The 25,268-nt window shown below is 66.7% G+C and carries 23 protein-coding genes and 1 tRNA gene; 6 read left to right on the top strand and 18 right to left on the bottom strand.

From position 1 onward, the window contains the following. Nucleotides 1–106: 106 nt before the first annotated feature. From BSQ44_RS23465 to BSQ44_RS23455, 3 genes are read left to right on the top strand one after another with little or no spacing between them, the layout of a single operon-like run. Complete coding sequence (locus BSQ44_RS23465; RefSeq protein ID WP_072607460.1) at nucleotides 107–1,027, top strand: ABC transporter permease; 921 nt, start codon at nucleotides 107–109, stop codon at nucleotides 1,025–1,027. Further along, nucleotides 1,024–1,848, top strand: a complete 825-nt coding sequence (locus BSQ44_RS23460; RefSeq protein WP_072607459.1) for an ABC transporter permease — start codon at nucleotides 1,024–1,026, stop codon at nucleotides 1,846–1,848. Before BSQ44_RS23465 ends, BSQ44_RS23460 begins: the two co-directional genes overlap by 4 nt. 7 nt (nucleotides 1,849–1,855) lie before the next feature. Beyond that, nucleotides 1,856–2,929, top strand: coding sequence for an ABC transporter ATP-binding protein (locus tag BSQ44_RS23455; protein ID WP_072607458.1), 1,074 nt, complete (start codon nucleotides 1,856–1,858; stop codon nucleotides 2,927–2,929). Between the two features lie 165 nt (nucleotides 2,930–3,094). On the opposite strand, the gene hpxZ is transcribed toward BSQ44_RS23455, so the two are convergent. From hpxZ to BSQ44_RS23385, 14 genes are all read right to left on the bottom strand, one after another. Next, the gene (gene hpxZ, locus BSQ44_RS23450) at nucleotides 3,095–3,484 is read right to left on the bottom strand and encodes an oxalurate catabolism protein HpxZ (RefSeq protein WP_072607457.1); all 390 of its coding nucleotides are present in this window, start codon (nucleotides 3,482–3,484) and stop codon (nucleotides 3,095–3,097) included. A gap of 2 nt (nucleotides 3,485–3,486) precedes the next feature. Next, nucleotides 3,487–4,260 carry a 5-formyltetrahydrofolate cyclo-ligase gene (locus tag BSQ44_RS23445; protein WP_072607456.1) on the bottom strand — a complete coding sequence of 258 codons (774 nt, stop codon included), beginning with the start codon at nucleotides 4,258–4,260 and terminating at the stop codon, nucleotides 3,487–3,489. After that, on the bottom strand, nucleotides 4,253–4,936 hold the full coding sequence (locus tag BSQ44_RS23440) for a cysteine hydrolase family protein (protein ID WP_072607455.1): 684 nt from the start codon (nucleotides 4,934–4,936) through the stop codon (nucleotides 4,253–4,255). Before BSQ44_RS23440 ends, BSQ44_RS23445 begins: the two co-directional genes overlap by 8 nt. Before the next feature lie 2 nt (nucleotides 4,937–4,938). Beyond that, entirely contained in the window at nucleotides 4,939–6,486 is a 1,548-nt protein-coding gene (locus BSQ44_RS23435) for an ABC transporter ATP-binding protein (protein ID WP_210187900.1), read from the bottom strand. Then, on the bottom strand, nucleotides 6,483–7,205 hold the full coding sequence (gene biuH / locus BSQ44_RS27345) for a biuret amidohydrolase (RefSeq protein ID WP_072607454.1): 723 nt from the start codon (nucleotides 7,203–7,205) through the stop codon (nucleotides 6,483–6,485). Before biuH ends, BSQ44_RS23435 begins: the two co-directional genes overlap by 4 nt. Before the next feature lie 10 nt (nucleotides 7,206–7,215). Further along, nucleotides 7,216–8,136, bottom strand: coding sequence for an ABC transporter permease (locus BSQ44_RS23425; RefSeq protein ID WP_072607453.1), 921 nt, complete (start codon nucleotides 8,134–8,136; stop codon nucleotides 7,216–7,218). Beyond that, entirely contained in the window at nucleotides 8,133–9,242 is a 1,110-nt protein-coding gene (locus tag BSQ44_RS23420; protein ID WP_072607452.1) for an ABC transporter permease, read from the bottom strand. Before BSQ44_RS23420 ends, BSQ44_RS23425 begins: the two co-directional genes overlap by 4 nt. A 481-nt stretch (nucleotides 9,243–9,723) precedes the next feature. Then, nucleotides 9,724–10,827: a BMP family ABC transporter substrate-binding protein gene (locus BSQ44_RS23415; protein ID WP_072607451.1), complete on the bottom strand. Its 1,104-nt coding sequence runs from the start codon at nucleotides 10,825–10,827 to the stop codon at nucleotides 9,724–9,726. Between the two features lie 219 nt (nucleotides 10,828–11,046). After that, nucleotides 11,047–12,036, bottom strand: coding sequence for an isopenicillin N synthase family dioxygenase (locus BSQ44_RS23410; RefSeq protein WP_072607450.1), 990 nt, complete (start codon nucleotides 12,034–12,036; stop codon nucleotides 11,047–11,049). A gap of 39 nt (nucleotides 12,037–12,075) precedes the next feature. After that, a complete protein-coding gene (atzF, locus tag BSQ44_RS23405; RefSeq protein WP_083534887.1) occupies nucleotides 12,076–13,896 on the bottom strand; it encodes an allophanate hydrolase in 1,821 nt (606 codons plus the stop codon). Nucleotides 13,897–13,921: 25 nt separating this feature from the next. Continuing rightward, the gene (locus tag BSQ44_RS23400; protein WP_072607449.1) at nucleotides 13,922–15,550 is read right to left on the bottom strand and encodes a dipeptide ABC transporter ATP-binding protein; all 1,629 of its coding nucleotides are present in this window, start codon (nucleotides 15,548–15,550) and stop codon (nucleotides 13,922–13,924) included. 1 nt (nucleotide 15,551) lies between these two features. Beyond that, nucleotides 15,552–16,442, bottom strand: a complete 891-nt coding sequence (locus BSQ44_RS23395; RefSeq protein ID WP_072607448.1) for an ABC transporter permease — start codon at nucleotides 16,440–16,442, stop codon at nucleotides 15,552–15,554. Then, nucleotides 16,439–17,464: an ABC transporter permease gene (locus tag BSQ44_RS23390; RefSeq protein WP_072607447.1), complete on the bottom strand. Its 1,026-nt coding sequence runs from the start codon at nucleotides 17,462–17,464 to the stop codon at nucleotides 16,439–16,441. The genes BSQ44_RS23395 and BSQ44_RS23390 overlap by 4 nt, the downstream gene beginning before the upstream one ends. Before the next feature lie 3 nt (nucleotides 17,465–17,467). After that, the gene (locus tag BSQ44_RS23385) at nucleotides 17,468–19,072 is read right to left on the bottom strand and encodes an ABC transporter substrate-binding protein (RefSeq protein WP_072607446.1); all 1,605 of its coding nucleotides are present in this window, start codon (nucleotides 19,070–19,072) and stop codon (nucleotides 17,468–17,470) included. Between the two features lie 128 nt (nucleotides 19,073–19,200). Here BSQ44_RS23385 and BSQ44_RS23380 point away from each other — a divergent pair, with 128 nt between their 5' ends. Then, the gene (locus BSQ44_RS23380; protein ID WP_072607445.1) at nucleotides 19,201–20,109 is read left to right on the top strand and encodes a LysR family transcriptional regulator; all 909 of its coding nucleotides are present in this window, start codon (nucleotides 19,201–19,203) and stop codon (nucleotides 20,107–20,109) included. A gap of 133 nt (nucleotides 20,110–20,242) precedes the next feature. On the opposite strand, the gene BSQ44_RS23375 is transcribed toward BSQ44_RS23380, so the two are convergent. From BSQ44_RS23375 to BSQ44_RS23365, 3 genes are all read right to left on the bottom strand, one after another. Next, nucleotides 20,243–21,022 carry a class I SAM-dependent methyltransferase gene (locus tag BSQ44_RS23375; RefSeq protein ID WP_072607444.1) on the bottom strand — a complete coding sequence of 260 codons (780 nt, stop codon included), beginning with the start codon at nucleotides 21,020–21,022 and terminating at the stop codon, nucleotides 20,243–20,245. Between the two features lie 192 nt (nucleotides 21,023–21,214). After that, nucleotides 21,215–21,291, bottom strand: a tRNA-Arg gene (locus BSQ44_RS23370). A 124-nt stretch (nucleotides 21,292–21,415) separates the two neighbouring features. After that, the gene (locus BSQ44_RS23365; RefSeq protein ID WP_072608248.1) at nucleotides 21,416–22,579 is read right to left on the bottom strand and encodes a M20 aminoacylase family protein; all 1,164 of its coding nucleotides are present in this window, start codon (nucleotides 22,577–22,579) and stop codon (nucleotides 21,416–21,418) included. Nucleotides 22,580–22,750: 171 nt separating this feature from the next. On the opposite strand from BSQ44_RS23365, the gene BSQ44_RS23360 reads away from it, so the two are divergent. Both BSQ44_RS23360 and BSQ44_RS23355 read left to right on the top strand, forming a co-directional pair. After that, nucleotides 22,751–23,896, top strand: coding sequence for a D-alanyl-D-alanine carboxypeptidase family protein (locus tag BSQ44_RS23360; RefSeq protein ID WP_235633297.1), 1,146 nt, complete (start codon nucleotides 22,751–22,753; stop codon nucleotides 23,894–23,896). A gap of 8 nt (nucleotides 23,897–23,904) precedes the next feature. After that, nucleotides 23,905–25,014 (top strand): CobW family GTP-binding protein, encoded by a 1,110-nt coding sequence (locus BSQ44_RS23355; RefSeq protein ID WP_072607443.1) that lies wholly within the window; start codon nucleotides 23,905–23,907, stop codon nucleotides 25,012–25,014. Between the two features lie 13 nt (nucleotides 25,015–25,027). Here the strand turns inward: BSQ44_RS23355 and BSQ44_RS23350 are convergent, their stop codons facing one another. Then, a complete protein-coding gene (locus tag BSQ44_RS23350; RefSeq protein ID WP_072607442.1) occupies nucleotides 25,028–25,258 on the bottom strand; it encodes a sulfurtransferase TusA family protein in 231 nt (76 codons plus the stop codon). Nucleotides 25,259–25,268 lie beyond the last annotated feature (10 nt).

Raw genomic sequence — 25,268 nt, 5'->3', positions numbered from 1 at the left:
GATTGCCGAATGCGCGGTCGCATGGGGAACCGCGGGTTTTGCGACCGGGGAGACAAGTGACGCGAAGTCCCTCGCCCAGGAAGAACAGCCGGCCCGGAGAGCCGTATTGACGGCCGCCGCGGAAGGCGCGGGCCGAGCCGCCGCCGCAAGCGCTCCGCGCCGCGGCTCCTTCCTGCGATCGGAGGAAGCCCAGGGCCTCGCCCTCATCAGCCCCACCTTCCTGTTCGCGCTCGCCATGCTGGCGGCACCCATCCTGGTGGTCATCGCGCATTCCTTCTGGACGCAGGACTACCTCACGATCGACCGGACCTTCACGCTCGAGAACTACCGGATCGCGCTGACGGAGCCGATCTACCGAGACCTCCTGGGGCGCTCGCTGATCCTGTCCTTCACGGTCAGCACGCTCACCGTGCTGCTCGCCTATCCGGTCGCCTACTACATCTCCTTCCATGGCGGGCGGCACAAGTCGCTGCTTTTGTTCCTCGTTACCATCCCGGCGTGGACGAGCTATCTCCTGCGCGTCATGTCCTGGAAGGTCATCCTCGGCTACAACGGCGTCCTCAACTCGGCGCTGCTCGGGATCGGCGTCATCGACGAACCCTCCACCGCCTTCCTCTACAATACCAATGCGGTGCTCATCACGCTCACCCATGCCTGGGCGGTCTTCGCCATCCTGCCGATCTACGTGTCCCTCGAGAAGGTCGACCGCACCCTGCTCGAAGCCGCCACCGATCTCGGCGACGGGCCGATCCGCCGCTTCCTGCGCGTGACGCTTCCGCTGACGATGGCCGGCATCATCGCGGCGCTGATCATCGTCATGATCCCGACCGTCGGCGACTACGTCACGCCGCGGCTCGTCGGCGGCAAGGACGGCGTCATGATCGCCAACGCCATCGAGGTCCAGTTTAAGAAGGGCGCCAACTGGCCGCTCGGTTCGGCCCTGTCCGTGACGACGATGGTCATCATCACCATCATGGCCGGCGCCTGCGTGGCGGTCCTGCGCTGGACCGCGAGGCGGATCCGATGAGGGCAGGGCGGATCTTCGGAGGCGCGAACGGGCTCAGGCTCTATGCCGTCCTCTACGTCGCCTTCCTCTATCTGCCGGTGCTGCTGCTTCCGCTCTTCTCGTTCAACGATTCCGCCATTCCCAATTTCCCGCTCACAGGCTTCACCTGGAAATGGTACGCCAGCATGGCGGAGACCCCGGCGCTGCTCGACGCCGCGTGGAACAGCGCCATGGTGGGCACCGCCGCCTCCGTCATGGCCACGCTGCTCGGCATCTGCGCGGCCCGTGCGATGACCCGCTACCGCTTCCGCGGCCAGAAGGCCATGAGCGGTCTCATCATGGCGCCGCTCGTGCTGCCCGAGATCATCATCGCGGTGGCGCTGCTGGTCGTGCTCCTGCGTCTCGGCCTCGACCTGTCGCTCCTGTCGGTGGTCTTCGGCCACGTCCTCATCTGCGTCCCCTATTCGGTGACGGTGCTCATCGCCGGCTTCGAGGGGTTCGACCGCAGCCTGGAGGAGGCCTCGACCGACCTCGGCGAGACGGCGTTCGGGACGTTTCGGCGAGTGACGCTGCCGATGGTCGCCCCGGCAATCGTCTCCAGCCTGCTCGTCTCCTTCACCATTTCGCTCGACGAGTTCATCCTCGCCTTCTTCCTCACCGGCACGGACTCCACGCTCCCGGTCTACATCTGGGGCCAGTTGCGCTTTGCCGCGCGCCTGCCCACCGTGCTTGCGCTCGGCACCGTCATGCTGGTCGCCTCCTTCATCCTTCTCACCATCGCCGAAATCTTCCGGCGCCGCAACGCGCGCCGCACCCAAGTCGAGGGAGGCCTGTTTGGCTGAACGGCCGATGATCGACGTCGATCACGTCACCAAGACCTACGGCAACTTCAATGCGCTGGACGACGCCTCGCTCGGCATCCGCGCCGGCGAGTTCTTCTCACTGCTCGGCCCCTCCGGATGCGGCAAGACCACGCTGCTTCGCATGATCGGCGGATTCGATTCGCCCACGCGCGGATCGATATCGATCGACGGGCAGCCGATGGACGGGATCCCGGCCAACCGCCGCCCCACCAACATGGTCTTCCAGAGCTATGCCATCTTCCCGCATCTCAACGTGGAGCAGAACGTCGGCTACGGGCTGAAGCGCCTGAGGCTCGATGCCGGCGAGGAGAAGCGCCGCGTCGAGGAGGCGTTGGCGCAGGTGTCGCTGGCAGGTTACGGCAAGCGCGCCGCGCACGAGCTTTCGGGCGGCCAGCGCCAGCGCGTCGCGCTCGCCCGCGCGCTTGTCATGCGGCCCAAAGTGCTGCTTCTCGACGAACCGCTGTCGGCGCTCGACAAGAAGCTGCGCGAACAGATGCAGGTCGAACTCAGGAGCCTGCAGAAGGCGGTCGGCATCACTTTCGTCCTCGTCACCCACGATCAGTACGAGGCGCTCGCCATGTCCGACCGCATCGCCGTCATGTTCGGCGGCAGGATCGCCCAGACGGCGACGCCGAAGGAAATCTACCAGCGGCCGGTAAATCGCCAGGTGGCGGATTTCCTCGGCGGCATGAACTTCATCAAGGCCGAGATCGTCGGCGAGGACGGCAAGTCGATCGTCGTGGAAACGCAGAGTTTCGGCCGCATCACGACCGACCGCCCGACCGTCTGGGCGCCGAACGGCAATGCAGCCACGCTCGGCATACGCCCTGAGCGGCTTCGGGTGCTGTGGGACGACGAGACCGCCCCGCGCGAACTCGCCGGCAAGGTGATCGACCGGCATTACTTCGGCGAGATCACGCATCTCGTGGTGGAGATCCCCGGCATGGAAAAGCCGCTGTCGGTGACCGAGACCAACGATTTCGGCGCCGACGACATCCCCGTCGGGACCGATATCAGGCTCGCCTACGATCCCGACGCGCTGGTGGCGATGGCCGACTGATCGCGTCCATGTAACGCTCGGTAACCTCTTTTCTCCACCGCCGCGACACACGCCTGTTACGAAACGAAGCGAAATTGCGGTCGACGCGTTTCATGCCCCCGCGTCGAACCCTTGACCCGGCTGCTTCGGCAGTCGGGTTTTGTGTTTTCTGAGTGTCTTGTGTGCTCAGAGCGGCTCGGCCGCGTCCTCGAGCATGCTGACATGCGCCGCCGCGACCTTCCAGCCGTCGGCCGTCCGGATCCAGGTCTGCATCTGCCGCCCCACCTGTCCGGGAAAGTCGTCGCGCCGGAACAGCGTCGAGGCGATTGCCATGTCGTGCCCGTAGGTGGTGATGAGCGTGCGGGAGAGCGTACGCGTGAAGGGCGACTGGACGGAGCGGAAGCGCCGGATCTCCTCGATCCCGTACTGAATCTCCGCAACACCATACCGGACCGTGGCATCCGAGTGCAGGAACATGGCATCCAGCGTTGCGGCGTCGTTTTCCAGCAGCGCGGTCTCGTAGTCATGAAAGACCGCCGTCACCTGCGTCAGCGTCTCGGGATCGTCGACCACCATCCTCAGACCCCCGCCCGTCGCGCCAGCATCCGATCGCGCAGGCGCGCCAGGAAGGGGATCGTCTCGAACTGGTCCTGCCGCACCTTGTCCCACGACACGCCCTGCGGCCGGGGCATCGCGTTACGGGTCTCGATCAGCTCCAGCTCCGTGGCGACGAAGTCGAGCGGCGTGTCGTGCGCCTCGATCACCACCCGCTCGTCGGAAACGATCTGGACCGAATGCACGGTCGTCGCCATCGGCGTGTCGGCGGTCACGATGCCGAGTTCGCGAAAGATGCCGGTCTCGAGATCGGCGAAGCCGGCACCCTTGCCTGTGCGCCCGCCCGCCCGGCTGACGGCGACCGAGCCGACGACGCAGAAGTCCAGCGGCTCGATGTCCTCGAATTCGATGCGCTCGCCATGTTCCATGAACCCTTGCGCGGTCGCGGCGAGTTCGAACGATATGCCGGCATCGGAGAGCTTCTTCGGGTCGAGCCGCAGATAGGGAAACTCCCGCGTCAGGTACGGCACCGGCGTATAAACGGTCTTGCCTTCGTAGAGCGCGCGAACGCGGATCGGGATCTGCGGATGGTCGGGATTGGTCTTGACCGTCCGTGCCTCCTTCCACGCCGGCGTCTGCGCCAGGCGCCAGGCCGCGACGTCGGCGCCGACGAAGTTCGGGATCATGCTCCAGGCGGGACCGACCGCCACGCCCTCGTCCTCCAGCCTGCGCCAGATGTCGTGGCGCAGGAGGTCCTTGCCGGGGTTGCGCCCGGCCCAGCGGCCTTCCTCACGCATGCGCGACTTCCTCCGAAAGTGCCTGCTCAAGGCCGGCGATGCCCGCCGCCCAGCCGACGATGCCGCCCTGCGCGACGATCATCTCGATCGCCGCGGCCTTGAACTCCGGGAAATAGCTCTCAGTCGCCTCCTCGATCAGCAGGCATTCGTAGCCGCGGTCGTTCGCCTCGCGCATCGAGGTCTGGACGCAGACCTCCGTCGTCACACCGGCGAAGACGAGCTGCGTGATGCCCATCTCCTGCAGACGCTCGTGCAGCCCCGTCGCCCAGAACATGCCCTTGCCGGGCTTGTCGATCTCGATCTCGCCTTTCACCGGCGCGAGTTCCGGCACGATCTGGTTGCCCGGTTCACCGGCGATCAGGATACGCCCCATGGCGCCGTCGTCGCCGATCCGCAGCCCCGGCGCGCCGCGCAGCCGTTTCGCCGGCGGACAGTCCGAAAGGTCCGGCCGGTGCGCCTCGCGGGTGTGGATCACTGGCCAGCCTCGCGCGCGGAACAGTTCGAGCAGTCTTGCCACCGCCGGGATGGCCGGCAGAAGCCGCGACACGTCGTTGCCCAGCACCGCGCCGAAGCCGCCAGGCTCGATGAAATCCCGCTGCATATCGATCACGACGAGGGCGACACTCCGCGGATCGAGGGAAAAGTCGTAAGGGCGGGCGGGGACGGAGATCGCCATCCTCAATGCCCCGCCATGTGCTGGCCGATCGTGTTGCGGTCGGTCTCGCCGATGGGCGCCACATAGCTGATAGTGCCGCCCGACATCACCGCCACCCGGTCGGAGAGTTCCAGGATCTCGTCCAGGTCCTCGCTGACCAGCAGGACCGCCGCGCCGCGGTTGCGCTGCTCCATGATCTGGCTGCGGATTTCCGAGACCGACGCGAAGTCGAGGCCGAAGCACGGGTTGGCGACGATCAGAACGTCGACGTCGCCCGACAGTTCGCGCGCCAGCACCGCGCGCTGCACGTTGCCGCCCGACAGCGCCTCGATGGGCGAGTCCGGCGAAGTCGTCTTGACCCGGTAGAGCGCGATCAGTTCCTCCGCCTTCTTGCGCATCGGCCCCGGCGACAGCCACCAGCCGAGGCTCGCCACCGGCGGCTTGTCGAAGGAGCGGAAGGCCATGTTCTCGGCCACGCTCATACGTGGAACCGTGGCGTTCTTCAGCGGCTCCTCGGGCAGGCCGAAGACCTTGAACCGGTCGAAGTCGGAACGCTTCGGCTCGAACGGCTTACCGTGGATGAAGATGCGCCCGTCCGACTGTGGCCGCTGGCCGGCCAGCGCCTCCACGAGCGCGCTCTGCCCGTTGCCCGATACGCCAGCGATGCCGACGATCTCCCCCGCGCGGACCTTGAGGTTGACGACGTCGATCGCGGGGCGCCCTTCCTCGTCCTGTGCGCAGAGCCCTGCGAGCTCCAGCACCACGGGCTGGTCGTTGTGGATGCGTCGCTCGGCGCGCTCGCGCACCTCCGTGTCGCCGATCATCATGCGGCTCATCTCGGCCACCGTGGCCGAGCGGGCGTCGCCGGTCCCGGTCAGCCGTCCGCGCCGCAGCACGGTGAAGCTGTCGCAGAAGGCCTTCACCTCGCGGAACTTGTGGCTGATCATCAAGACGGTGATCTCGCCCCGCGCGGCCATCTCGCCCAGAAGGCCGAGCACCTCGTCCGCCTCACCGGGCGTCAGCACCGAGGTCGGCTCGTCGAGGATCAGGAAGCGCTGGTCCAAATAGAGCAGTTTGAGGATTTCGAGCTTCTGCTTCTCGCCCGCCGACAGCGTCGAGACCTGCGCGTTCAGCGGCACCTTGAACGGCAAGCGCTCCATGAAGGCTTCGAGCTTCGGCTTCTCCGACTTCCAGTCGACGATCGCCGGGGCGTCGGCGCGCGACACCACGAGATTTTCCGCCGCGGTCAGGCAGGGCACCAGCGTGAAATGCTGGTAGACCATGCCGATGCCGAGATCGCGCGCGTCCCGCGGGCTGTTCACCGCCACTTCCTGGCCGTCGAGCAGCACCGAACCGCGCGTGGCGTCGTAGAAGCCCATGATGCATTTGACGAGCGTCGACTTGCCGGCGCCGTTTTCGCCCAGCAGCGCATGGAACGAGCCGGACTTGACGTCGATCGAGACGTCGTCCAGCGCCACCAGGGGCCCGAAGATCTTGGTCATGCCGACAGTCTGGAGCGACGGCGCGCGTCGCGCCTCGGCGGTCGTGTCCAGAGAGGTCGCAGCGCTCATGGCAAGGCCTCCAGGAAGGCGTCCGATGTTGCGACCGCACCGAAGACGCCGCCCTGCATCTTGATCATGTCGATCGCCGCGAGGTGGTTTTCGAGCTTCGTCGCCGCGCAGCAGTCCTCCAGCAGGAGGCATTCGTAGCCGCGGTCGTTGGCGTCGCGCATGGTCGTGTGCACGCAGACGTCCGTGGTGACGCCAGACAGCACGATGTTTCGGATGCGCCGGGTCTGGAGCACCAGTTCGAGGTCGGTCGCCAGGAACGAACCCTTGCCTGGCTTGTCGATGATCGCCTCGCCCGGCTCGGGCTGCAGTTCGGGGATGATCTCCCATCCGGGCTCCCCACGGACCAGGATGCGCCCGCACGGCCCCTGGTCGCCGATGCCGGCGCCGATGCGCTGCGATCGCCAACGCTTGTTCGCCGGCAGGTCGGAAAGGTCCGGCTTGTGGCCCTCGCGGGTATGGATGATCGGATAGCCCTTGGCCCGCAGCGCCTGCAGCACCTTGGCGATAGGCCCGATCGGCGCTCGGGTCAGGGAGATGTCGTAGCCCATCGAATCCACGTAGCCGCCCGGCGCGCAGAAATCGGTCTGCATGTCGATGACGATCAGGCAGGTGTTGTGCGGTCCGATGTCGCCGTCGAACGGCCAGGGATAGGGATCGGCGGCAACCGTGACGGCTCCGGCCACGAGGGCTTTCTCGATCCGTTCGTCGACCAGGCTCATGGCTTCTTCCTCACTTCACGATGGAGAGTTCGCCCGGCACTTCACGCGCCGCGCTCTTGGAGCGTGCCGAGGCGATCATGATGAAAAGGGTCAGGATGTAGGGGGCGGCGTTGAAGAAGTAGTAGCCTTGGCTGATGCCGACCGATTGCAGCGCCGGCCCGATGGCGCCCGCCGCGCCGAACAGGAGTGCTGCAAAGATGCAGCGGATCGGGTCCCAGCGCGCGAAGATCACAAGTGCGACGGCCATCAGCCCCTGGCCCGAGGACAGGCCCTCGTTCCAGCTTCCGGGATAGTAGAGCGAAAGGAAGGCGCCGCCGACGCCGGCCAGAAAGCCCCCCGCCGAGGTCGCGAGCAGCCGCACGAGGTCGACTGAGACGCCCATAGCCTTGGCCGAGGCGGCGCTGTCGCCGGTCATGCGCACGATCAGGCCCCAGCGCGTGTTGCGGAACGCCCATGCCATGAAGGCGGCGAGCGCGATGCCGACGAAGAACAGCGGATTGACCTGGAGCGCCTGCGCCACCAGCGGGTCGCCGGACCAGTCGGCCAGGTGGATCGCTTCGAGCCGCGGCGCGGTGGGCTGGATGTAGGGCTTGCCGAAGAAGAAGGCGAGGCCGGTGCCGAAGCTCATGAAGGCGATGCCGACCGCGATGTCGTTCACCTTCGGCAGCTTGCAGATGTAGCCGTGCATGGCGCCGAGCACGAGGCCGGAACATCCGGCCATCAGGACGCCGAGCCACGGGCTGCCGGTGGAATAGGAGCCGGCATAGGCAACCATGGCGCCGAGCACGAGATTGCCTTCGAGCCCGAGATTGATGCGCCCGGACTTCTCCGTAAGGCACTCGCCCAGCGCCACGAACATGAAGGGCGTCGAGACGCGGATCGCGCCGCCCAGCATGGCGATCAGCACGATGAAGAGTTCGCCGCCGCTCATGTCCTGTCTCCCGTCGTCCGCGCCTGCAGGAAGGGGATACGCCCGTAGAAGGTCTCGCTGACCAGAAGCACCACGAAGATGATGCCCTGCAGCACCAGAACGGTCGCGTCGGGCATTCCCATGCGCCGCTGGATAAGACCGCCCGACGCGGCGAGCGCTCCGAACATGATGGCGACGGGAACCACCGCCAGCGGGTTCTGCCGTGCCAGGAATGCGACGAGGATACCGGTGAAGCCGTAGCCTGCGACAAGCGAGGCATTGGCCTGCCCGTGCACCGCCGCGACCTCGAAATAGCCGGCGAGCCCGGCGCAGGCGCCCGCGATGGCGCAGCAGGCGACCACCAGCGGGCCGACCGGCAGGCCCTGCGCCTGCGCCGCGCGCACGTTGCCGCCGGTCATCCGCGCGGCGAAGCCGAAGGTGGTGCGCGTCATCAGCACGTAGAGCAAAACCGCGAGCAGGATGCCGGCCGCGAGCCCCCAGTGCACTGACGTGCCGGGGATGGCGCCGACCCTGTAGGCGTCGCCGATCGGCATGGTGGAGGGCTTGTTGGCCGAGGCCGGATCGCGCAGCGCGCCCTCAACGAAGAAGTTCATGATGGCGATGGCGATGTAGGTCAGGAGGAGCGACGAGATGGTCTCGTTGACGCCGCGATAGTGCCGCAGCCAGCCGGCAAGCCCGATCCAGACGGCGCCGGCGGCCATGGCGGCGAGCGCCATGATCGGCATGGTCAGGACCGGCGACCAGCCGTTGGTGACCAGCGGAATGGCCACCGCCGCGGCGGAGAAGCCACCGAGCACGAGCCCGCCCTCCGCCCCTATGATCGTCAGCCCGATCCGGGCGGGAATGGCGAAGGCGAGCCCGGTCAGCACCAGCGGCGCGCTGCGCTGCAAGGTGTTCTGGATCGAAAAGCTCGACCCGAAGCCGCCGGTCCAGATCAGGCTGAAGAAGGTCGCTGGCGATTTCCCCAGCGCGAGAAGGAAGACCGAGAACAGGATCGCCGAGGCGACGAGCGCCCCGAGCGGGATCACCAGCGCCTCGACGGCGCGCATGGCGCTCGGGCCGAAGCTGATCGAGCGCGCGGGAAGCGGGGAGACGACGGTGGTCATGAGAGGATCCCAAGCAAGGCCGCATCCCCATCCCTGACGCCTTCCCACGAGGGGAAGCTATCCCATTCGCACGTCTCTTTCCGGACCCTCGAGGTTGCGGCCAAGCACCCCCTCACCGACCCTTCGGGCCACCTCTCCCCCTGCCCGGGGGAGAGGAAACGCGCCGTCCCGATCTCGCTCTTTCGTCGTCGTACCGGCGCGAAGTCTAAGCTGCGATTCCTCTCCCCCGGGCAGGGGGAGAGGTGGCTCGCGAAGCGAGACGGTGAGGGGGTGCTTCCTTCAGCCCACCGGCCGTGCAGGAAATGTGTGAATGCGATAGACAAGGGGGAGGCCCGCGCTTCGACTGAAGGAAACCTTGCGGTCAGACAGTCCCCTTCCCCCTCGTGGGGATAGGTCAGGGGTGGAGGTATCGACATATCCGCTGCCCTCGAATCTGTTTGCCGGAAAGCGGCGGCGCGAGCCGCCGCTCAGCAAGCTTGCATCAGGTGGTCGAGCCCTGGACGCCTTCGAGCAGGTAGCCCATTCCGTCCAGCACCGGGTCGTAGTTGTCCATCGGGCCTTCGATGACGAGTTTGCCCGTGTTGTCCTTGAGGGGGCCGACATAGATCGGCTTGCCGGCCTTGAGGCCTTCGATCGCTGCGTCGGCCGCCTTGATCGCCTCCGGCGTCGCGCCGGCGCCGTAGGGCGTGTTGCGCAGCATGTCGTTGTGGTAGCCGCCGGCGATGAAGTTCGGCAGTTCCTCGCCCTTGGCGAGCGCGTCGGCGTAGATCTTGTAGATCGTCTCCCACTTGTATTCCGCGCCGGTGATGAAGCCGTTCGGCGCGAGCGGGGCCTGGCTGGCGTTGTGGCCGCAGGTCTTCACGCCGCGTCCCTCCGCGGTCTCGACCACGACCTTCGGCCCGTCGACATGGCAGGTGATGACGTCGCAGCCGGCGTCGATCAGCGCGTTCGCGGCTTCCGCCTCGCGCACCGGCAGCGACCATTCGCCGGTGAAGATCACTTGGACCGTCGCCTCCGGATTGACGCTCCTTGCACCGAGCAGCACCGAATTGATGTTGGACAGCACCGACGGTATCGGCTTGGCGGCGACAAAGCCGATCTTGTTCGTGGTGGTGGAGAGGCCGGCAGCGACGCCGTTCACGTAGTGCGCCTGGTTCAGGTAGCAGAAGTAGCTGCCGGCATTCGTCGGATCGCCTTCCTTCCACAGCGGCGCGGCGTGGCGGAACTGGACCTCGGGATACTTCTTCGCCGACTCCACCACGAAGGGGTTGTAGTAGCCGAAGGAGGTGGCGAGGATCAGGTTCGCACCGTCGAGGTTGATCATTGATTCCATCGATTGCGAGACCGCGTCGGTCTCGGGCACGTTCTCCTCCTCGATGACGGTCACGCCGGGCACCTGCTTGAGGATGTCCATGGCCACCGCATGGGCCTGGTTCCAGCCGAAGTCGTCGCGCGGTCCGACATAGACGGCGCCGAGCACGATGGGCTGTTGCGCGCGGGCGGCCAGGCCGAGCGGCAGGGCCGATGCGGCGAGGCCGGCGGCGCCGGCCTTGAGGATGGATCGGCGGGAGAGAAATTGCGTCATGAGAGGCTCCACGGGTTAGCGGTTGAGTTCGAATTGCCGGTTGCGCGGCGGCCATCCTGCTTCAGGGAGGCAAGCCGTATGCCAGCCGGCGCAGCCATGCGGGGCGCCGGCCAAGTCATTGTCACGAAAGATTCTTTCGCGGCTGCGGCCTGTCTTTCCAGCAGCCTGCAGCACGCCGCTAGCACAAGCTTTGTGCACCGATCGTTTGATGCCTGCGGACTAGGCATGGGTCTTCGATGCCTCCTTTGCGCCTTTGCCGAGCCCGGATGTCTCGTAGGTCGGCGACAGACGGCTGAGCAGGAAGGCGTCGCCGCGGATCGGCACGTATCGCGCCGGCCGGTCGTCGCTGGCACAGTTCGGCAGGCAGGCAATCTCGGCCTCCGGGTTGGGGTCGAGAAAGAAGGCAATCGAGAAGCGTTCGCGCCCGCTCGGGCTAACGACGCGATGCGGCGTGGAGACGTAGATGTCGTTCATCCAGCGCATCAGGCAGTCGCCGATGTTGCACACGAACGCGCCCGGAACGTGCGGCGCCTTCAGCCATTCGCCCGCCCGGTTGCGCACCTCCAGCCCGCCGACGCCATCGGTGGCGAGCAGGGTCACGCAGCCGTAGTCGGTGTGTTCGCCGGCGCCGAGCTGCCCTTCGTCGAGGCGCTCTGGCGCGGGCGGATAATGCAGCAGCCGCAACACCGCCATCGGCCGGTCGAGCTTGTCCTCGAAGAAGTCCTCGTCGATCCCGATATCGATCGCGAATGCGCGATGGATGGCGCGTCCGAGGCCGTGGCAGGCATCGAAATAGGCGAGCATGGTGTCGCGGAAGCCCGCCATCTCGGGCCAGCGGTTCTCCGCCCGGAACATGCGGCCCTCGACGATCTCGGGATCGTCAGGCGGCAGTTCCAGCCCGATGTTGAAGGCCTCCTTCAGATCGGCAGGTCGCGTCGGGTCCAGCGCTTCGCCCTTCATCGGCACGTAGCCGCGGTTGCCGCTGGCCGAATAGACGGCACGCATCTTCTCCGCCTCCTCGCGTGCGAAGAAGTCCGCCGATGCGGCAAAGGCCCGGTCGATCAGGTCGGCGGGCACCGAGTGGTTCGTCACATAGAAGAAGCCGATATCGCGGCAGGCGCGGCCGATCTCGTCCGCCAGTGCGCGAACCGCCGCCGGGCTGCCGCCGGCAAGTGCCGAGACGTCGATCAGGGGAATGGTCCCGCTCATCGGGCGATCCTCCCCGATGCTTGGCGTGGTGCTCGCGCTCTAGACGGCATAGGCCCGTTCCTCGCGCGCCGGCGGCTGCGACTGGGCGCGCATGTAGCCGCGCCAGCCACCGAACCGGCTGATGTCGTTCGCCCCCTCGAGGCCCGAACTCTCGCAGAGAAAGCCCTTCACGCTGGAGCCGTCCTCGAGGGCGACGCTGCCGATGCAGAGCGGCGCGGGGATGCCGGCGATGAAATCCCCAAAACGCTTGCGCGGAAGTGCCCAGACCTCCAGTTCGATCGCCGTCGTCTCGCCGGGGGTGCGGACCAGGCCGGGGCGGAACGGCGGACCGCCGGGCAGGGCATGCAGCGTGTAGCCTGGTGCCGTCCGGCATGCGCGCAGGAAGCGGCCGTCCCGCGACGTGAGTTCGCGGTTGAGCGGCAGGCCCGACATGTGCGCGCCGCAGACCGCAACTGCGATCTCGTCCGCCTCGACGTCCGAGACCTTCGCCGAAGCGGCGGGACGCGATCCCCCGGTGGCACCGAGCAGCCCGTCCTCTACCTTCGCCGCCACGGCAGCGGCCAGCGCGTCCCGCCCCTTGCGGGCGAGCAAGGTGACGCTGCCGGGTCTCCCGTCGGTTCGCGTTCCGGCCGGCACCGCGATGCCGCACATGTCCAGGAGGTTCACGAAATTGGTGTAGGTGCCGAGCTGGCTGTTCGCGCCGATCGGGTCGGCGGTGATCTCGGCCATCGTGACGAAGGTGGGGATCGTCGGGACGCAGATCACGTCCGCGTCCTGGACCAGTTCCTCGCAACGGCGTTGCAATTCCTTCAGGCGGTAGAGACCACCGAACGCATCGACAGCGGTCAGGCCCAGACCGGGTTCGAGGATAGCGCGCGTCGTCGGGTGGAGCGTCTGAGGCGCCTCGACCAGCCTGTCCCCGACGGCCACGACCCGCTCGGCGAGCCACGCGCCTTCGTAGAGCATCCGCGCAACCGCATAGAACGGCTCGAAATCGATCTCCTTGACGACCGCGCCGCCGGTCTGGAGGCGCGCGATCGTGGCGCGGAAATGGTCGGCCTGCACGCCGTCGCCGAAGGTTTCCAGGGTTGCCGCATCGGGAACCGCGATGCGAACGGCGGGCGGCGGCGGCGAGGCGACGGGTGCCGGGAGGAGACGGGAATACGGATCCGCCGCATCGTAGGCGGCTGCTGCCTCAAAGACCTCCCATGCATCGCTGACGGTGAAGGCGAAGACCGAGATCGTGTCGAGCGTCCGGCAGGCCGGCACCACCCCGGTGGACGACAGCGCGCCCAGCGTCGGCTTCAGCCCGACGATGTTGTTCAGCGCGGCCGGCACGCGGCCGGAGCCGGCGGTGTCCGTGCCCAGCGCGAACGCCACGATGCCATGCGCCACGGCGACGGCCGAACCCGAGGACGAGCCGCCTGGCACGATATCCGGGTCGACGGCGTTGCGCGGGACGGGGTAGGGCGTGCGCACGCCGACCAGCCCGGTGGCGAACTGGTCGAGATTGGTCTTGCCCAGGCAGATCGCGCCCGCCGCCTTCAGCCGCGCGACGGCGAAGGCGTCGCTCTCGGCCCGGTATTCGAAGTCCGGGCAGGCTGCCGTAGTCGGCATTCCCGTCACGTCGATGTTGTCCTTGACGGCGAAGGGGATGCCCCAGAGTGGAAGACCTGCACTGGCGCCGAGCGCCCGCGCCTCTGCCAGCGCCGCCTCCCGCGCCTCGTGGATGAAGATGCCGGGATCCGTCACCGCATCGAGCCGGCGGAACGCTTCCCGCACGACGTCTTCGGGCCGCAGGCCGTCGGCATATGCCTCTCTCAGGGCGGTGAGGGTGAAGGGGAGGTCTTCGATGTTCAATGCACTGTTTCCGTGTGTCTGTCGTTCATGCGGCCTTGCGGGACGGCGCCTGCGGTGCGGCCGAAAGCAGTTCGCGGGTATAGGCGTCTTGCGGATCGTCCATGACCTTCTCCACCGGTCCGGCTTCCACGATGCTGCCGCCCTTCATCACCACCACGTGGTCGCAAAGCAGCCGCACGACGTTGAGGTCGTGGCTGACGAAGAGGTAGCTCATGCCGAGCCGTGCCCTTAGGTCGGCCAGAAGGTTGAGCACCACCGCCTGGATCGACACGTCGAGCGAGGCCGTCGGTTCGTCCAGGATCAGGAGATCGGGGTCGGGGGCGATCGCACGCGCGATGCCGACGCGCGCCTTCTGGCCACCCGAAAGCTGGTGCGGGAAACGGTCGAGCAGGTGCGGCGGCAGCCCGGTCAGGTCGGCGAGTTCCTCCACCCGTTCGTCCACGGCCGCGCCCTTGAGTCCGCACAGGCGCCGCAGCGGCTCGGCGATCGACTGCCGGGCGGAGTGCCGCGGGTTGAGGCTGTCGGTGGCGTCCTGGAACACCATCTGGATCTTGCCGCGCAGCGGGTTGCGGGCGAAACCGGCCGACGGGATCGCAGCGATGTCCTCGCCCTTGTAGAGGATGTTGCCGGAGGAGATGTCGAGCAGCCGCACAATCATCGAGGAGGTCGTCGATTTCCCGCATCCGGATTCGCCGACCAGCCCGACGCTCTCGCCGCTGCGGATCGAGAAGCTGACGCCCTTGACTGCGTGCACCGGTCCGGACTTTCCATCGTAGGTCTTGGTGAGGTTCAGCACTTCGAGCATGGCCGCGTTACCGATCGAGCGCGGGGCGAGCGGTGTCCTCTGGTCCTGCGGCAGCAGTGAGCGGATCGATGCGCCGCGCCGCGGCGTCGCGTCGACCAGCTTGTTGGTGTAGGGGTGCTTCGGCTGCGTGAAGAGATCGGCGGGCTTGCCATCCTCCACGATCACGCCATCCTTCATAACCACGATCCTGTCGCAGTATTGCGAGGCCAGCCCGAGGTCGTGGGTGATCAGGATCGACGACATGCCGCGCGCGCGCACCAGATCGTCGACTAGGTCCATGACCGCCTTCTGCGTCGTGATGTCGAGCCCTGTCGTGGGTTCGTCGGCGATCAGCAGCTTGGGGTCGCAGGCCAGCGCGATGGCGATGACGATACGCTGGCACATGCCGCCGGACAGTTCGAACGGGTAGGCCTCGTAGCGCGCCGCGGCGTCGTTGATCTTCACCGCCTCGAGCGCTTCGACCGCCTTCGCCTTGGCGTCGGCGCGCGTCGCCCGTGCGTGCCGCACGAGAACGTCCTCGATCTGGTGCCCCACCTTGCGTATGGGATTGAGGGCGGCGCGCGGATTCTGGAAGATCATCGAGATCTCGCGGCCGCGGATGTCCTTCATGGCGGCCTCGTTGGCGCGCCGCAGGTCGACGCCGTCGTAGACCGCCTCGCCGGTCTTGATCGTGCCGCCCGCGTCGAGGATGCGCATCAGGGCGTAGGACGTGACCGACTTGCCCGAGCCGCTCTCGCCGACGATGCCGAGCCGCTCGCCCTTGGCCAGTTCGAAGCTGATGCCCTTGACGGCGTTCACCTCACCGCGCCGGGTGCGGAAGGAGACGTTGAGATCCTGAACCGACAGCATCTCAGGTCCTCCGCCGCGGGTCGACGATGTCGCGCAGCCCGTCGCCCATCAGGTTGAAGGTGAAGACGGCGAGCATCAGCCAGAGGCCCGGAAAGAGCGCCAGCCACCATTCGCCCGAAATGATGAAGTTGGCGCCCTCGGCCACCATGATGCCCCATTCGGGCGTTGGCGGGCGCACCCCGAGCCCGATGAAGGAGAGGCCGGCGGCGTTGAGGATCGCCCAGCCGAGGTTCAGCGACACCTGCACCATCATCGGCGGCAGCGCGTTGGGAAAGATGTGCATGGCCAGCACGCGGGCATCCGAATTGCCGGCCAGCTTGGCGGCCAGCGTGAAGCCCGCCTCGCGACGGATGTTGACCTCGGCTCGGACCAGGCGCGCGTAGAACGGCACGTTGATGATGGCGGTGGCGTAGATGATGTTGGCGACGGAATTGCCGAGCGCGGCGACGATGCCCATGGCGAGCACGAAGAGCGGGAAGGCCATGATCGTGTCGAGGCAGCGGTTGAGGATGACGTCCGTCCAGCCGCCGCGATAGCCGGCGAGCGATCCGAGCACCGATCCGACGACGAAGGATATCGAAACGGCGGCGACCGAGATGATCAGGTCGAGGCGCGTCGCCACGATGACGCGGCTGAAGACGTCGCGGCCGAGATTGTCGGTGCCGAACCAGTGGGCCAGCGACGGCGGCTGCAGCGCGATGGCCGAATCCGTGGCGAGCGGATCGTATGGCACCAGGCTCGGCCCGAGAATCGCCGAACCGATGAGGAAGGCGAACATGCCGAAGGCGAGGGCGGTGACCGGGTTCTCCCTCAGCACGTAAAGCACGTGCCCGAAGGTGCCGGAGTTGCGCTTCGGCGCGGCGAGGGTGGCCGTGGCGAGGGTGTCGGTCATTTCGCGGCCGTCCCGAAGCGCGGATCGATTGCAGAATAGGCGAGATCGATCATCAGGTTGAGGAGCACGAAGAGCAGCGCCATGGCGAGCACGAAGCCCTGCACGGCGGCGTAGTCGGACACGACCAACGCCTCCACCGCGTAGGATCCGATGCCTGGCCAGGCAAAGACCTTCTCGACCAGCACGTTGGCGCCGAGCGCGAAGGAGAACACCATGCCGAGCGTGGTGACGACCGGCAGCAGCGCGTTGCGAAAGGCATAGCCGTAGAGCACCTTGCCGGCGCCGAGCCCCGCCGCCCGCGCGGTGCGGATATAGTCGGCCGACAGCGCCGACAGCATCGCCGCGCGCGTCATGCGCGCGATCGGCGCCATGGTGAAGAGGGCGAGCGTCGTGGCGGGGAGCACGAGCTGCCGCGCCGCGCCCGTCCACGTCTCCCAGTCGCCGTCGAGCGCCGCATCGATAAGGAAGAAACCGGTCACGTGCGGCGGGTCGAGATAGACGAAGTCGAGCCGGCCGAGCGGCGAGGGCGCGATGCCCAGCAGATAATAGAAGACGTAGATGAGCACGATCCCGGTGAAAAAGGTCGGCAGCGACACGCCCGCGGTGACGAACAGTCGGCACAGCTGGTCGATCCAGCTGCCGGGTCGGGTCGCGGCGAGCACGCCGAGCGGGATGGCGATCGAACACGAGACGATCAGCGCCACCAGCGTCAGTTCGAGCGAGGCGGGAAGGCGGGCGGCGAGTTCGGCTGCCACCGGCCGGCCGGTCGAGACCGACTGGCCGAGGTCGCCTTGGAGAAGCTGGCCGACATAGAGGAAGAACTGTTCCGGCAGCGGCCGGTCCAGCCCGAGCTTGACCCGCGTCTGCTCGATCGATTCGGGCGTGGCGGTCAGCCCGGCGAACTGCACCGCCGGATCGCCAGGCAGCGCGCGGGTCAGCACGAAGCTGATGATCACGACGCCGAGGATGACCGGCACCGCCTGCGCGATGCGCATCAGGATGGCGGTGCCGCGTCCGTTCATGGCTCAGCTCTCCGCCCGGTCGAGCGTCCGCACGTCGAGCTGGCGGTGGAACCAGAACTGGTACCCGTCCGCGCCGTTGATCGCCACGTTGAGCGCCGGCTGGTAGAGCGGGATGCGCGGCAGCTCGTCGAGCACGATCTCGAACATGCGCTTGATCTTCGGAGCATATTCCGGGTCGTCCATCGCCATGTGCAGCGTCTCGTTGGTGAGCATCTCGATCTCGGGATTGACGTAGTTCGACGAGTTGAAGAGATGCCCGTCCTGGTAGGCCCAGAAGAAATAGTAGTCGGGCGTGTCGAGCCAGCCGGCGAAGTTCTCGAGGTGGAAGGCCAGCCGCTTCTCGACCAGGCTCGCCGTGCGCCAGTTGGCGCCGGGGATCTTCTCGATCTCAGTCTTGATGCCGAGCTTGCCCACCGCCTCCTGGATGAGGAGCGCCGCCGGTTCCATCCAGCCGGCAAGATCGAGCGCGATCGACAGCGGCACTTCGAAGCCATCGGGATAGGCCGAGGCGGCCATCAGTTCCTTGGCCTTCTCGATGTCGGTCGAATAGGGCGACTTGCGCGGCCAGGCCGTGTCGGTGATCTCCGTCTCGCCGCCCCACAACGGCGCGCCGCGGCCATAGGCGGCGGTCTTGAAGATGTCCTCGTAGGGGAGCGCCCAGGCTATCGCCTTGCGCACGTTCGGGTCGGTGAACGGCTCGAACTTGGTGTTCAGGCACAATGCATGGACGCAGTTGGCGATCGGGGTCGAATCGACCTTCAGCATTTCAGCCAGTTCCGCCGCGTCCTTGTCGGGAATGCCGAAGGCGATCTGAACGTCGCCGCGCTCGACCAGGGCGCGCTGGGTGGCGGAGGAGGGAACCTCCCGGCGGATGATGCGACGGATGGCTGGCAGCGGTCCGCCGACCCAGCCGTCGAAGCGCTCGTAGACGACCTGCTGGCCGTTGTCCCAGCGGCTGACCTTGTAGGCGCCCGAGCCGATCGTGTTCTGGTGCAGGTATTCCATCGCCCAGGGATCGGCCTCGGTGGCGTTCTCCTTGGCAAGCTTGGAGTTGATGACGAAGGGAACCGGCACGGCGAGGTCGGGCAGCGACAGCTTCGAGGGCTTGTCGAGCTTGACCACGAAGGTCGCGTCGTCGACCGCCTCGAACTGGTCGGGCCGCACGAAGCCGCCGGCCTGCATCTGGGTGGTCGGGAAGCCGCCGACGGAGACGGCGCGGTCGAACGACCACTTCACGTCGTGCGCGGTCACCGGGGTGCCGTCCTGGAACAACGCGTCGGGCTTGAGCTTGAAGGTGATGGTCAGCCCGTCGTCGGAGATCTCCCAGGATTCGGCCAGTTCCGGCTCGATCTTGGAATAGTCGAAGCTGACGCCGCCATCCTCCGTCGGCTTGGTTCCGAAGCGGGCGAGGCGGTCGTAGCAGTTGATGGCGATCTCGTAGCTCGCCCGGTTGGTGCCGGTGCGGTGAAGGTCGAGCGAATTGACGGTCTGGCCGTTGACGACAACCAGCGTGTCGCCGGCAGCGAAGGCGGGAAAGGCGCGGGCGAACGGAAGCGTGCCGGCAAGTGCGGCGCCGGACGCGAGGAAGTTTCGTCTGGTTATCTGCATTGGCGGAGCCCCTCTGGAACAGGAAAAGACGTTCGCCGACAGCTTGCAGCTTTTCCCGTTCGCTCAAACTGCTATGATTTCACCGATGTGGTGCAGAAAATGCACCGCCTTCGGAAAAGGCAAGCCGCATGAGGCACTTGCAGACTTTTCGCCTGATCGAGGCCGTGGCCCGGGCCGGCTCCATGCGCAGGGCGGCGGAGGACATGAACATCACTGCCTCGGCGCTCAACCGCCGCATCAACCGTTTCGAGGACGAATTCGGCGCCGAGATCTTCGAGCGGCTGGCCGGCGGGGTACGCCTCAACCCGGCGGGCGAACTCGTCCTGCACCACTACCGCGCCACGCTGTCGGACCTTTCGCGCGTGCAGGGGCAGGTCGCCGACCTCTCCGGCGAGCGGCGCGGCCGCGTCTCCATCGCCTGCTCGCAGGCGCTGCTGCCTTATTTTCTACCGCAGCAGATCGCCCGCTACCGCGCCGAACACCGGGGCGTCACCTTCAGCGTCAACGTGCGCGACCGCGCCCAGGCCGAACAGGAACTGGCGACCTATTCGAGCGATCTCGCGCTGGTGTTCGAGCCGGTCTATCTCGTCGATTTCGAGGTCGTCCACGTCGCGCCGCAGGCCGTCAACGTCGTGATGCGAGCCGACCACCCGCTCGCGCGCAAGCCGGAACTGCGCCTGCGCGACTGCCTCGACACGCCGCACGTGGCGCCCTCGGCCAAGTTCGGCGTACGCCACCTCCTCGACTTCGCCGCACGCCGCGGCACCCGCCGCGTCTCGCCAGTGGTCGAGACCGAGAGCTTCGAGCTCATCCGCCACTACGTCCTGCACGAAGGCGTGATCGGTTTTCAGATTCCCATCGGCCTGCGCGATCCCGGCGACGGCTCGATCGTCTTCCGCCCCATCTCGGAACGCGACCTGCCGCCCGGCAACCTCATCCTCGGCCAGATGCGCGGCCGCACCCTCCCCGTCGCCTCGGCCCGCTTCGCCATGCAGCTCGCCACCGCGCTGAAGGATCATTCGGGGGAGATGGGCTGATTCCGGCAGCCGCGGTTAGGTACTGACGCCGAAGGCGATGAAATTTTGAATACGGCGAACGACCGCGAGCGGTCAGCGGCGGGGCAAGCTCTTCGTGGTATCTGATCGATGATCCCGCGAGAGCGGCACCAGCCTAGGCAAGCAAAGCCCAGAACTCGTTCGTCATCCGTGCTGGCGGGCGTACGTCCGAAATGTCCAGCTTCACCACCTCAGCGGACTTGAGTTCCGCGATGCACTTCTTGAAACTGTCCGGCGTAAACACCCAGCAGTGCGCATCCGTGTATTCGACGCTACGCTCCCGCGCCATGGCGTGCGCCTTTGCAAAGCTGAAACGAGGCCGGAACACGGGAAGATTTCCTTCCCAAAGCTCGTTCAGATCGATCCGGCAATGGTAGTAATAGGCGTCGGTCAGATGCCAGACGCTTGGTTTCTCCAGCCCTTCCTGGTTAGCCCGAAGCATCTCGCTCGCGCGTGATTCTTGCCTGAAATAGTCGAAGGTGTATCTGCGATCGGGGACGGCCAGGAACAGCTTGCCGCCGGGGTTCAGAAGGCCGGCCAGCTGGTTCAGCCAATGTATCGTGTCGGGTACGTGCTCAATGACGTGGTTTGCGACGATGAGGTCGAACCGCCCGTCGATACTGGAGGTAAAGTCTCGGGACTTGACGACATGATCGACGTCAACCATCGCTTCCAGCTTCCGACGCGGGTTGCCTTCATGCATGGCCCGCAACTCTTCCCTTGAAAAGTAGTCGAGATACTCGACCGAATCTCCAAATTCTCGGCGGAATGTCGGGTTGTCGAAGGGGCCGATCTCCAGAATGCGACCGGATGCGTGGGGTTTCAGGTACTCTCGGCGCTTGGTCGCGATCCGAGTAAACCCGAAAGACGGCTTGACGTCGGCTGCATCCTGCAAGGCTGTTTGCGCTCCGTTAAAAGTCGTGTTTGGCATGTCCGCCCGAAAAGCTCAACCGCCTTGTAGGGGCGCGGGATTTTCAAAAGGTATCCCCGAAGATGGACAGGGCCGGTGAAGACGCAAGACGTTCCGCGACACCTCGCCGCGAAGCCCGATCTTCCCGCCGACGCCCGACTTGGCCAGTTATCTCAGTGGTGATCCCGACAGGATTCGAACCTGTGACCCTCAGATTAGGAATCTGATGCTCTATCCTACTGAGCTACGGGACCCCGGGCGTTTCAATACCCTCTCGCGGCGGATTCGCCAATAGGTTCGCGCCATTTCGGCGGCGAGGCGCTACGCCTGCGACGTGCCCCGGCGGGCGCCGCCGCACGTTTCCGGAAGGGCCGCCGCTCAGGCCGCCAGCGACTTCTCCGCCAGACGCACCCAGTAGGAGATGCCGTGCGGGATTGCCTCGTCGTTGAAGTCGTAGGCGGGGTGGTGGAGGTTGGCCGTGTCGCCGTTGCCGATGAAGATGAATGAGCCAGGCCGGGCCTCCAGCATGTAGGAGAAATCCTCGCCGCCCATCACCGCCGGCATGTCGTCCTCGACGTTGGGCTCGCCCGCCACTTCCCGGGCCACCGCGACGGCGAAGGCGGTCTCGTCGGCGTGGTTGAAGGTGACGGGATAGTTGGCGTCGTAGTCGATCTCGGCCACCGCGTCGCCGGCTTCGGCGATCCTGGAGACGATGGTGCGGATGCGCTTTTCGGCCAGCGCGGCGACGTCCTTGCGCAGGGTGCGCACCGTGCCGGCGATTTCGGCGGTCTCGGGAATGACGTTGTAGGCGTCGCCGGCGTGGAACTTGGTCACCGACACCACGAGGGCGTCGAGCGGATCGGCGCTGCGCGAGACCACCGTCTGCATGGCGCCGACGATCTGGCTCATGATGACGATCGGGTCGACCGTCTGGTGCGGGAAGGCGGCGTGCCCGCCCTTGCCGCGCACGGTAATGGTGAACTCCGCGGTCGAGGCCATGATCGGTCCGGTGCGGGTCGCGAACTGGCCGACCGGCAGGCCGGGCTCGTTGTGCATCCCGTAGACGCGCTCGATGCCGAAGCGCTCCATCATGCCCTCCTGCACCATCACGTTGCCGCCGCCGCCGCCTTCCTCCGCCGGCTGGAATATGACCGCCACCCGGCCCGCGAAGTTGCGCGTCTCGGCGAGGTACTTCGCGGCGCCCAGGAGCATGGAGGTGTGGCCGTCATGGCCGCATGCGTGCATGGCGCCGGCGTTCTGCGATGTGTGCTCGACGCCGCTCGTCTCCCGGATCGGCAGGGCGTCCATGTCGGCGCGCATGCCGAGCGTCGGACCCGAGCCCAGCCGGCCGTTGATGATGCCCACCACGCCGGTCTTGGCGATCCCGGTCACCACCTCGTCGCAGCCGAATTCGCGCAGCTTGTCGGCCACGAAGGCCGAGGTCGTGAATAGGTCGAAGTTGAGCTCGGGGTTTCGGTGAAGATGGCGGCGCCACTCCGCCACTTCCTTCTGCATCTCGGCGGCCCGGTTCAGTATCGGCATTCGGTCAAACTCCGTCTGGTGCGCGCGCCGCGTCCGGCCGCCCCGCGATTTCGTGATCGGAGGCGTTTTGCCATTCCGGCGCCACATGCGATAGATACGAGCGCAATGCCCGCGGTTCGGCCTTCCGGCCGGATTTGGGCGACCGTATCGCAATTTCCTCGCGAGGCGAAAGTGAAATCGACCAGACCCATCGTCAGGCAGATCGCCCGACAGTTCGTCCTGAGCGCCGCGGGTACCGCGTTCGCTGCCGCGCTGCTGGCCGCCGGACCCGCCTTGGCCGGGCCTTCCATCCTCGTCGATCTCGGCAGCGGCAAGGTCATCGAGCAGGAGGATGCCTTCCAGCGCTGGTACCCGGCGTCGCTGTCGAAGCTGATGACGACCTATGTCGTCTTCCGTGCCATCCAGGCGGGGGAAGTGACGCTTGAATCGCCGGTGCGCATGACCAAGAACGCCGCCAAGGAGCCGCCGAGCAAGATGGGCTATGCGCCGGGCTCGGAACTCACCCTGGACAATGCTCTGAAGATCATCATGGTCAAGTCGGCCAACGATGTCGCCACCGCCATCGGCGAGAGCATCGCGGGTTCGGAAAAGGCCTTCGCCGCGCGCATGAACGCCGAATCCCTGCGTCTCGGCATGACCGGGTCGCACTGGGTCAACGCGCACGGCCTGCATTCGGAAGAGCAGTATTCGACCGCCCACGATCTCGCCGTGCTTGCCCGGGCGCTGCGCACGGAATTTCCGCAGTACGAATCCTATTTCAAGCTCGAGGGCATCGTCGCCGGCAATGCCAAGATCAAGAACCACAACGATCTGATCCGCCGCTTCGACGGCACCGATGGCATGAAGACCGGCTACACCTGCCCGGCGGGCTTCAACCTCGTTGCGACCGCGACCCGTGACGACCGGACGCTGCTGGCGGTGGTCATCGGCGAGCGCTCGTCCGAGGAGCGCGCGGTCAAGGCCGCGGACCTCCTGGCCGCGGGATTCGGCGCCGCCACCGCAAATGCGCCGACGCTCGCCACCATAAAGCCTCAGGGCGAGGGGCTCGACCAGCCGATCAACATGCGCGAGCGGATCTGCACCAAGGCCGCCTACAGGGCGCGCCTCGACGCGGGCGAGGTCGACAAGAACGGCAAGGTGATCATCTCTTCGCCCAACCTGCACGAGCCGTCCCGCGAGCCTATCCTCGTCGCCGTCGGGCTCGGCGGCGCCACAGGACCGCGCTCGCCCTTTGCCGCGCCGGTCGAATATGCCGACGTCCCGATCCCGACGCCTCGCCCGGACTACACCCCGGTGAAGGCGAGCGTCGTCCAGTAGGCGCGGCGGTGTACACCCCCGCCGCCCCGGTCCCCGTCACCGTCCTCACGGGCTTCCTCGGCGCTGGCAAGACGACGCTGCTCAACCGACTTCTGAAAGATCCGGCGCTCACCGACACCGCCGTCATCATCAACGAGTTCGGCGACGTCGCCATCGACCACCTTCTCGTCGAGCAGTCCTCCGACGGCGTCATCGAACTTTCGGACGGATGTCTGTGCTGCACGGTGCGCGGCGAACTGGTCGATACGCTGGCCGACCTCGCCGACCGCATGCAGACCGGCCGCATCCAGCCGTTGCGGCGGGTGATCGTCGAGACCACGGGCCTCGCCGACCCGGTGCCCGTCCTGCAGTCGATCATGGCCCACCCGGCGATCGTCGCCGCCTATCGCCTCGACGGCGTCGTCGCCGTCGTCGACGCGGTCAATGGCGCCGCGACGCTCGATCGCCACGCCGAAGCCGTGAAGCAGGTTGCTGTCGCCGACCGAATCGTGCTGACCAAGACGGACTTGGCCGACAAAGCCGCTGTCGCGGAGCTGCGCTCGCGGATCGCGGCGCTGAACCCCGGCGCCCCGGTCCTCGGCCCGGACGCCGGGCCCGCGGCACTGCTGGACTGCGGCCTCTACGATCCGGCGACCAAGAGCGTCGACGTGGCGCGCTGGCTGCGCGACGAGGCTCTTCATGCGCATGCGCATGACCATCACGGCCACGATCACCACCATGACCATGACCATGGCCACCGGCACGACGAGCGCATCCGCACCGTTTCGCTGGTGCTGGACCGGCCGCTGCCGCTGGCCACGGTGGAAAACTTCCTCGATCTCCTGCGCTCCACCCACGGCGATCAGCTGCTGCGCATGAAGGGCATCATCGAGACGGTCGAGAACCGCGACCGGCCGCTCGTCATCCACGGCGTCCAGAAGGTGCTGCATCCGCCGGTGCGGCTTGAGAGGTGGCCTGAGGGCCCGCGCGGGGTGCGAATCGTCATGATCACGCTCGACATGCCGCAGGATTACGTTCGGCGCCTGTTCGACGCCTTCGCCGGCCAGCCGCGGATCGACACTCCCGATCGCGCCGCGCTTGAGGACAATCCGCTCGCGATCGCCGGCTTCAGGGGCTGAGTTCAGCCGCCGCTCAGGCCCGTTCTATCAAGAACCTGTGCCCGCCCGCCACGCTCAGGCTCTCGACGAGCCGGTGGCCTGCTTCGGTGCAGAAGGCGGGGATGTCGATGACGGCGAGCGGGTCCGTGGTCTCGACCCAGAGCAGGCCGCCCGAGGGCAGGTCGGCCAGCCGCCGCCGCGTCTTCAGCACGGGCAGGGGGCAGTTGAGTCCCCTGAGGTCGTAGACGTCTTCGGACCCGGTCACGGGGACGGCG

Origin of the sequence: Aquibium oceanicum (genome assembly GCF_001889605.1) — a bacterium.
In the GTDB taxonomy this organism is placed as follows: Bacteria; Pseudomonadota; Alphaproteobacteria; order Rhizobiales; family Rhizobiaceae; genus Aquibium; species Aquibium oceanicum.
Note: the sequence above shows the minus strand (reverse complement) of the source record. Positions and strands in the feature narration are given on the sequence as shown.

Bases quoted from the DNA above. Each gene is read 5' to 3' on its own strand.
- BSQ44_RS23385 (WP_072607446.1), bottom strand. From the start codon at position 19,072: ATGCAGATAACCAGACGAAACTTCCTCGCGTCCGGCGCCGCACTTGCC.
- BSQ44_RS23390 (WP_072607447.1), bottom strand. From the start codon at position 17,464: ATGAACGGACGCGGCACCGCCATCCTGATGCGCATCGCGCAGGCGGTG.
- BSQ44_RS23435 (WP_210187900.1), bottom strand. From the start codon at position 6,486: ATGAGCGCTGCGACCTCTCTGGACACGACCGCCGAGGCGCGACGCGCG.
- BSQ44_RS23420 (WP_072607452.1), bottom strand. From the start codon at position 9,242: ATGACCACCGTCGTCTCCCCGCTTCCCGCGCGCTCGATCAGCTTCGGC.
- BSQ44_RS23440 (WP_072607455.1), bottom strand. From the start codon at position 4,936: ATGGCGATCTCCGTCCCCGCCCGCCCTTACGACTTTTCCCTCGATCCG.
- BSQ44_RS23445 (WP_072607456.1), bottom strand. From the start codon at position 4,260: ATGCGTGAGGAAGGCCGCTGGGCCGGGCGCAACCCCGGCAAGGACCTC.
- biuH (WP_072607454.1), bottom strand. From the start codon at position 7,205: ATGAGCCTGGTCGACGAACGGATCGAGAAAGCCCTCGTGGCCGGAGCC.
- BSQ44_RS23455 (WP_072607458.1), top strand. From the start codon at position 1,856: ATGATCGACGTCGATCACGTCACCAAGACCTACGGCAACTTCAATGCG.
- hpxZ (WP_072607457.1), bottom strand. From the start codon at position 3,484: ATGGTGGTCGACGATCCCGAGACGCTGACGCAGGTGACGGCGGTCTTT.
- BSQ44_RS23365 (WP_072608248.1), bottom strand. From the start codon at position 22,579: ATGCCGATACTGAACCGGGCCGCCGAGATGCAGAAGGAAGTGGCGGAG.
- BSQ44_RS23415 (WP_072607451.1), bottom strand. From the start codon at position 10,827: ATGACGCAATTTCTCTCCCGCCGATCCATCCTCAAGGCCGGCGCCGCC.
- BSQ44_RS23400 (WP_072607449.1), bottom strand. From the start codon at position 15,550: ATGCTGTCGGTTCAGGATCTCAACGTCTCCTTCCGCACCCGGCGCGGT.
- BSQ44_RS23460 (WP_072607459.1), top strand. From the start codon at position 1,024: ATGAGGGCAGGGCGGATCTTCGGAGGCGCGAACGGGCTCAGGCTCTAT.
- BSQ44_RS23380 (WP_072607445.1), top strand. From the start codon at position 19,201: ATGAGGCACTTGCAGACTTTTCGCCTGATCGAGGCCGTGGCCCGGGCC.
- BSQ44_RS23425 (WP_072607453.1), bottom strand. From the start codon at position 8,136: ATGAGCGGCGGCGAACTCTTCATCGTGCTGATCGCCATGCTGGGCGGC.
- BSQ44_RS23410 (WP_072607450.1), bottom strand. From the start codon at position 12,036: ATGAGCGGGACCATTCCCCTGATCGACGTCTCGGCACTTGCCGGCGGC.
- BSQ44_RS23395 (WP_072607448.1), bottom strand. From the start codon at position 16,442: ATGACCGACACCCTCGCCACGGCCACCCTCGCCGCGCCGAAGCGCAAC.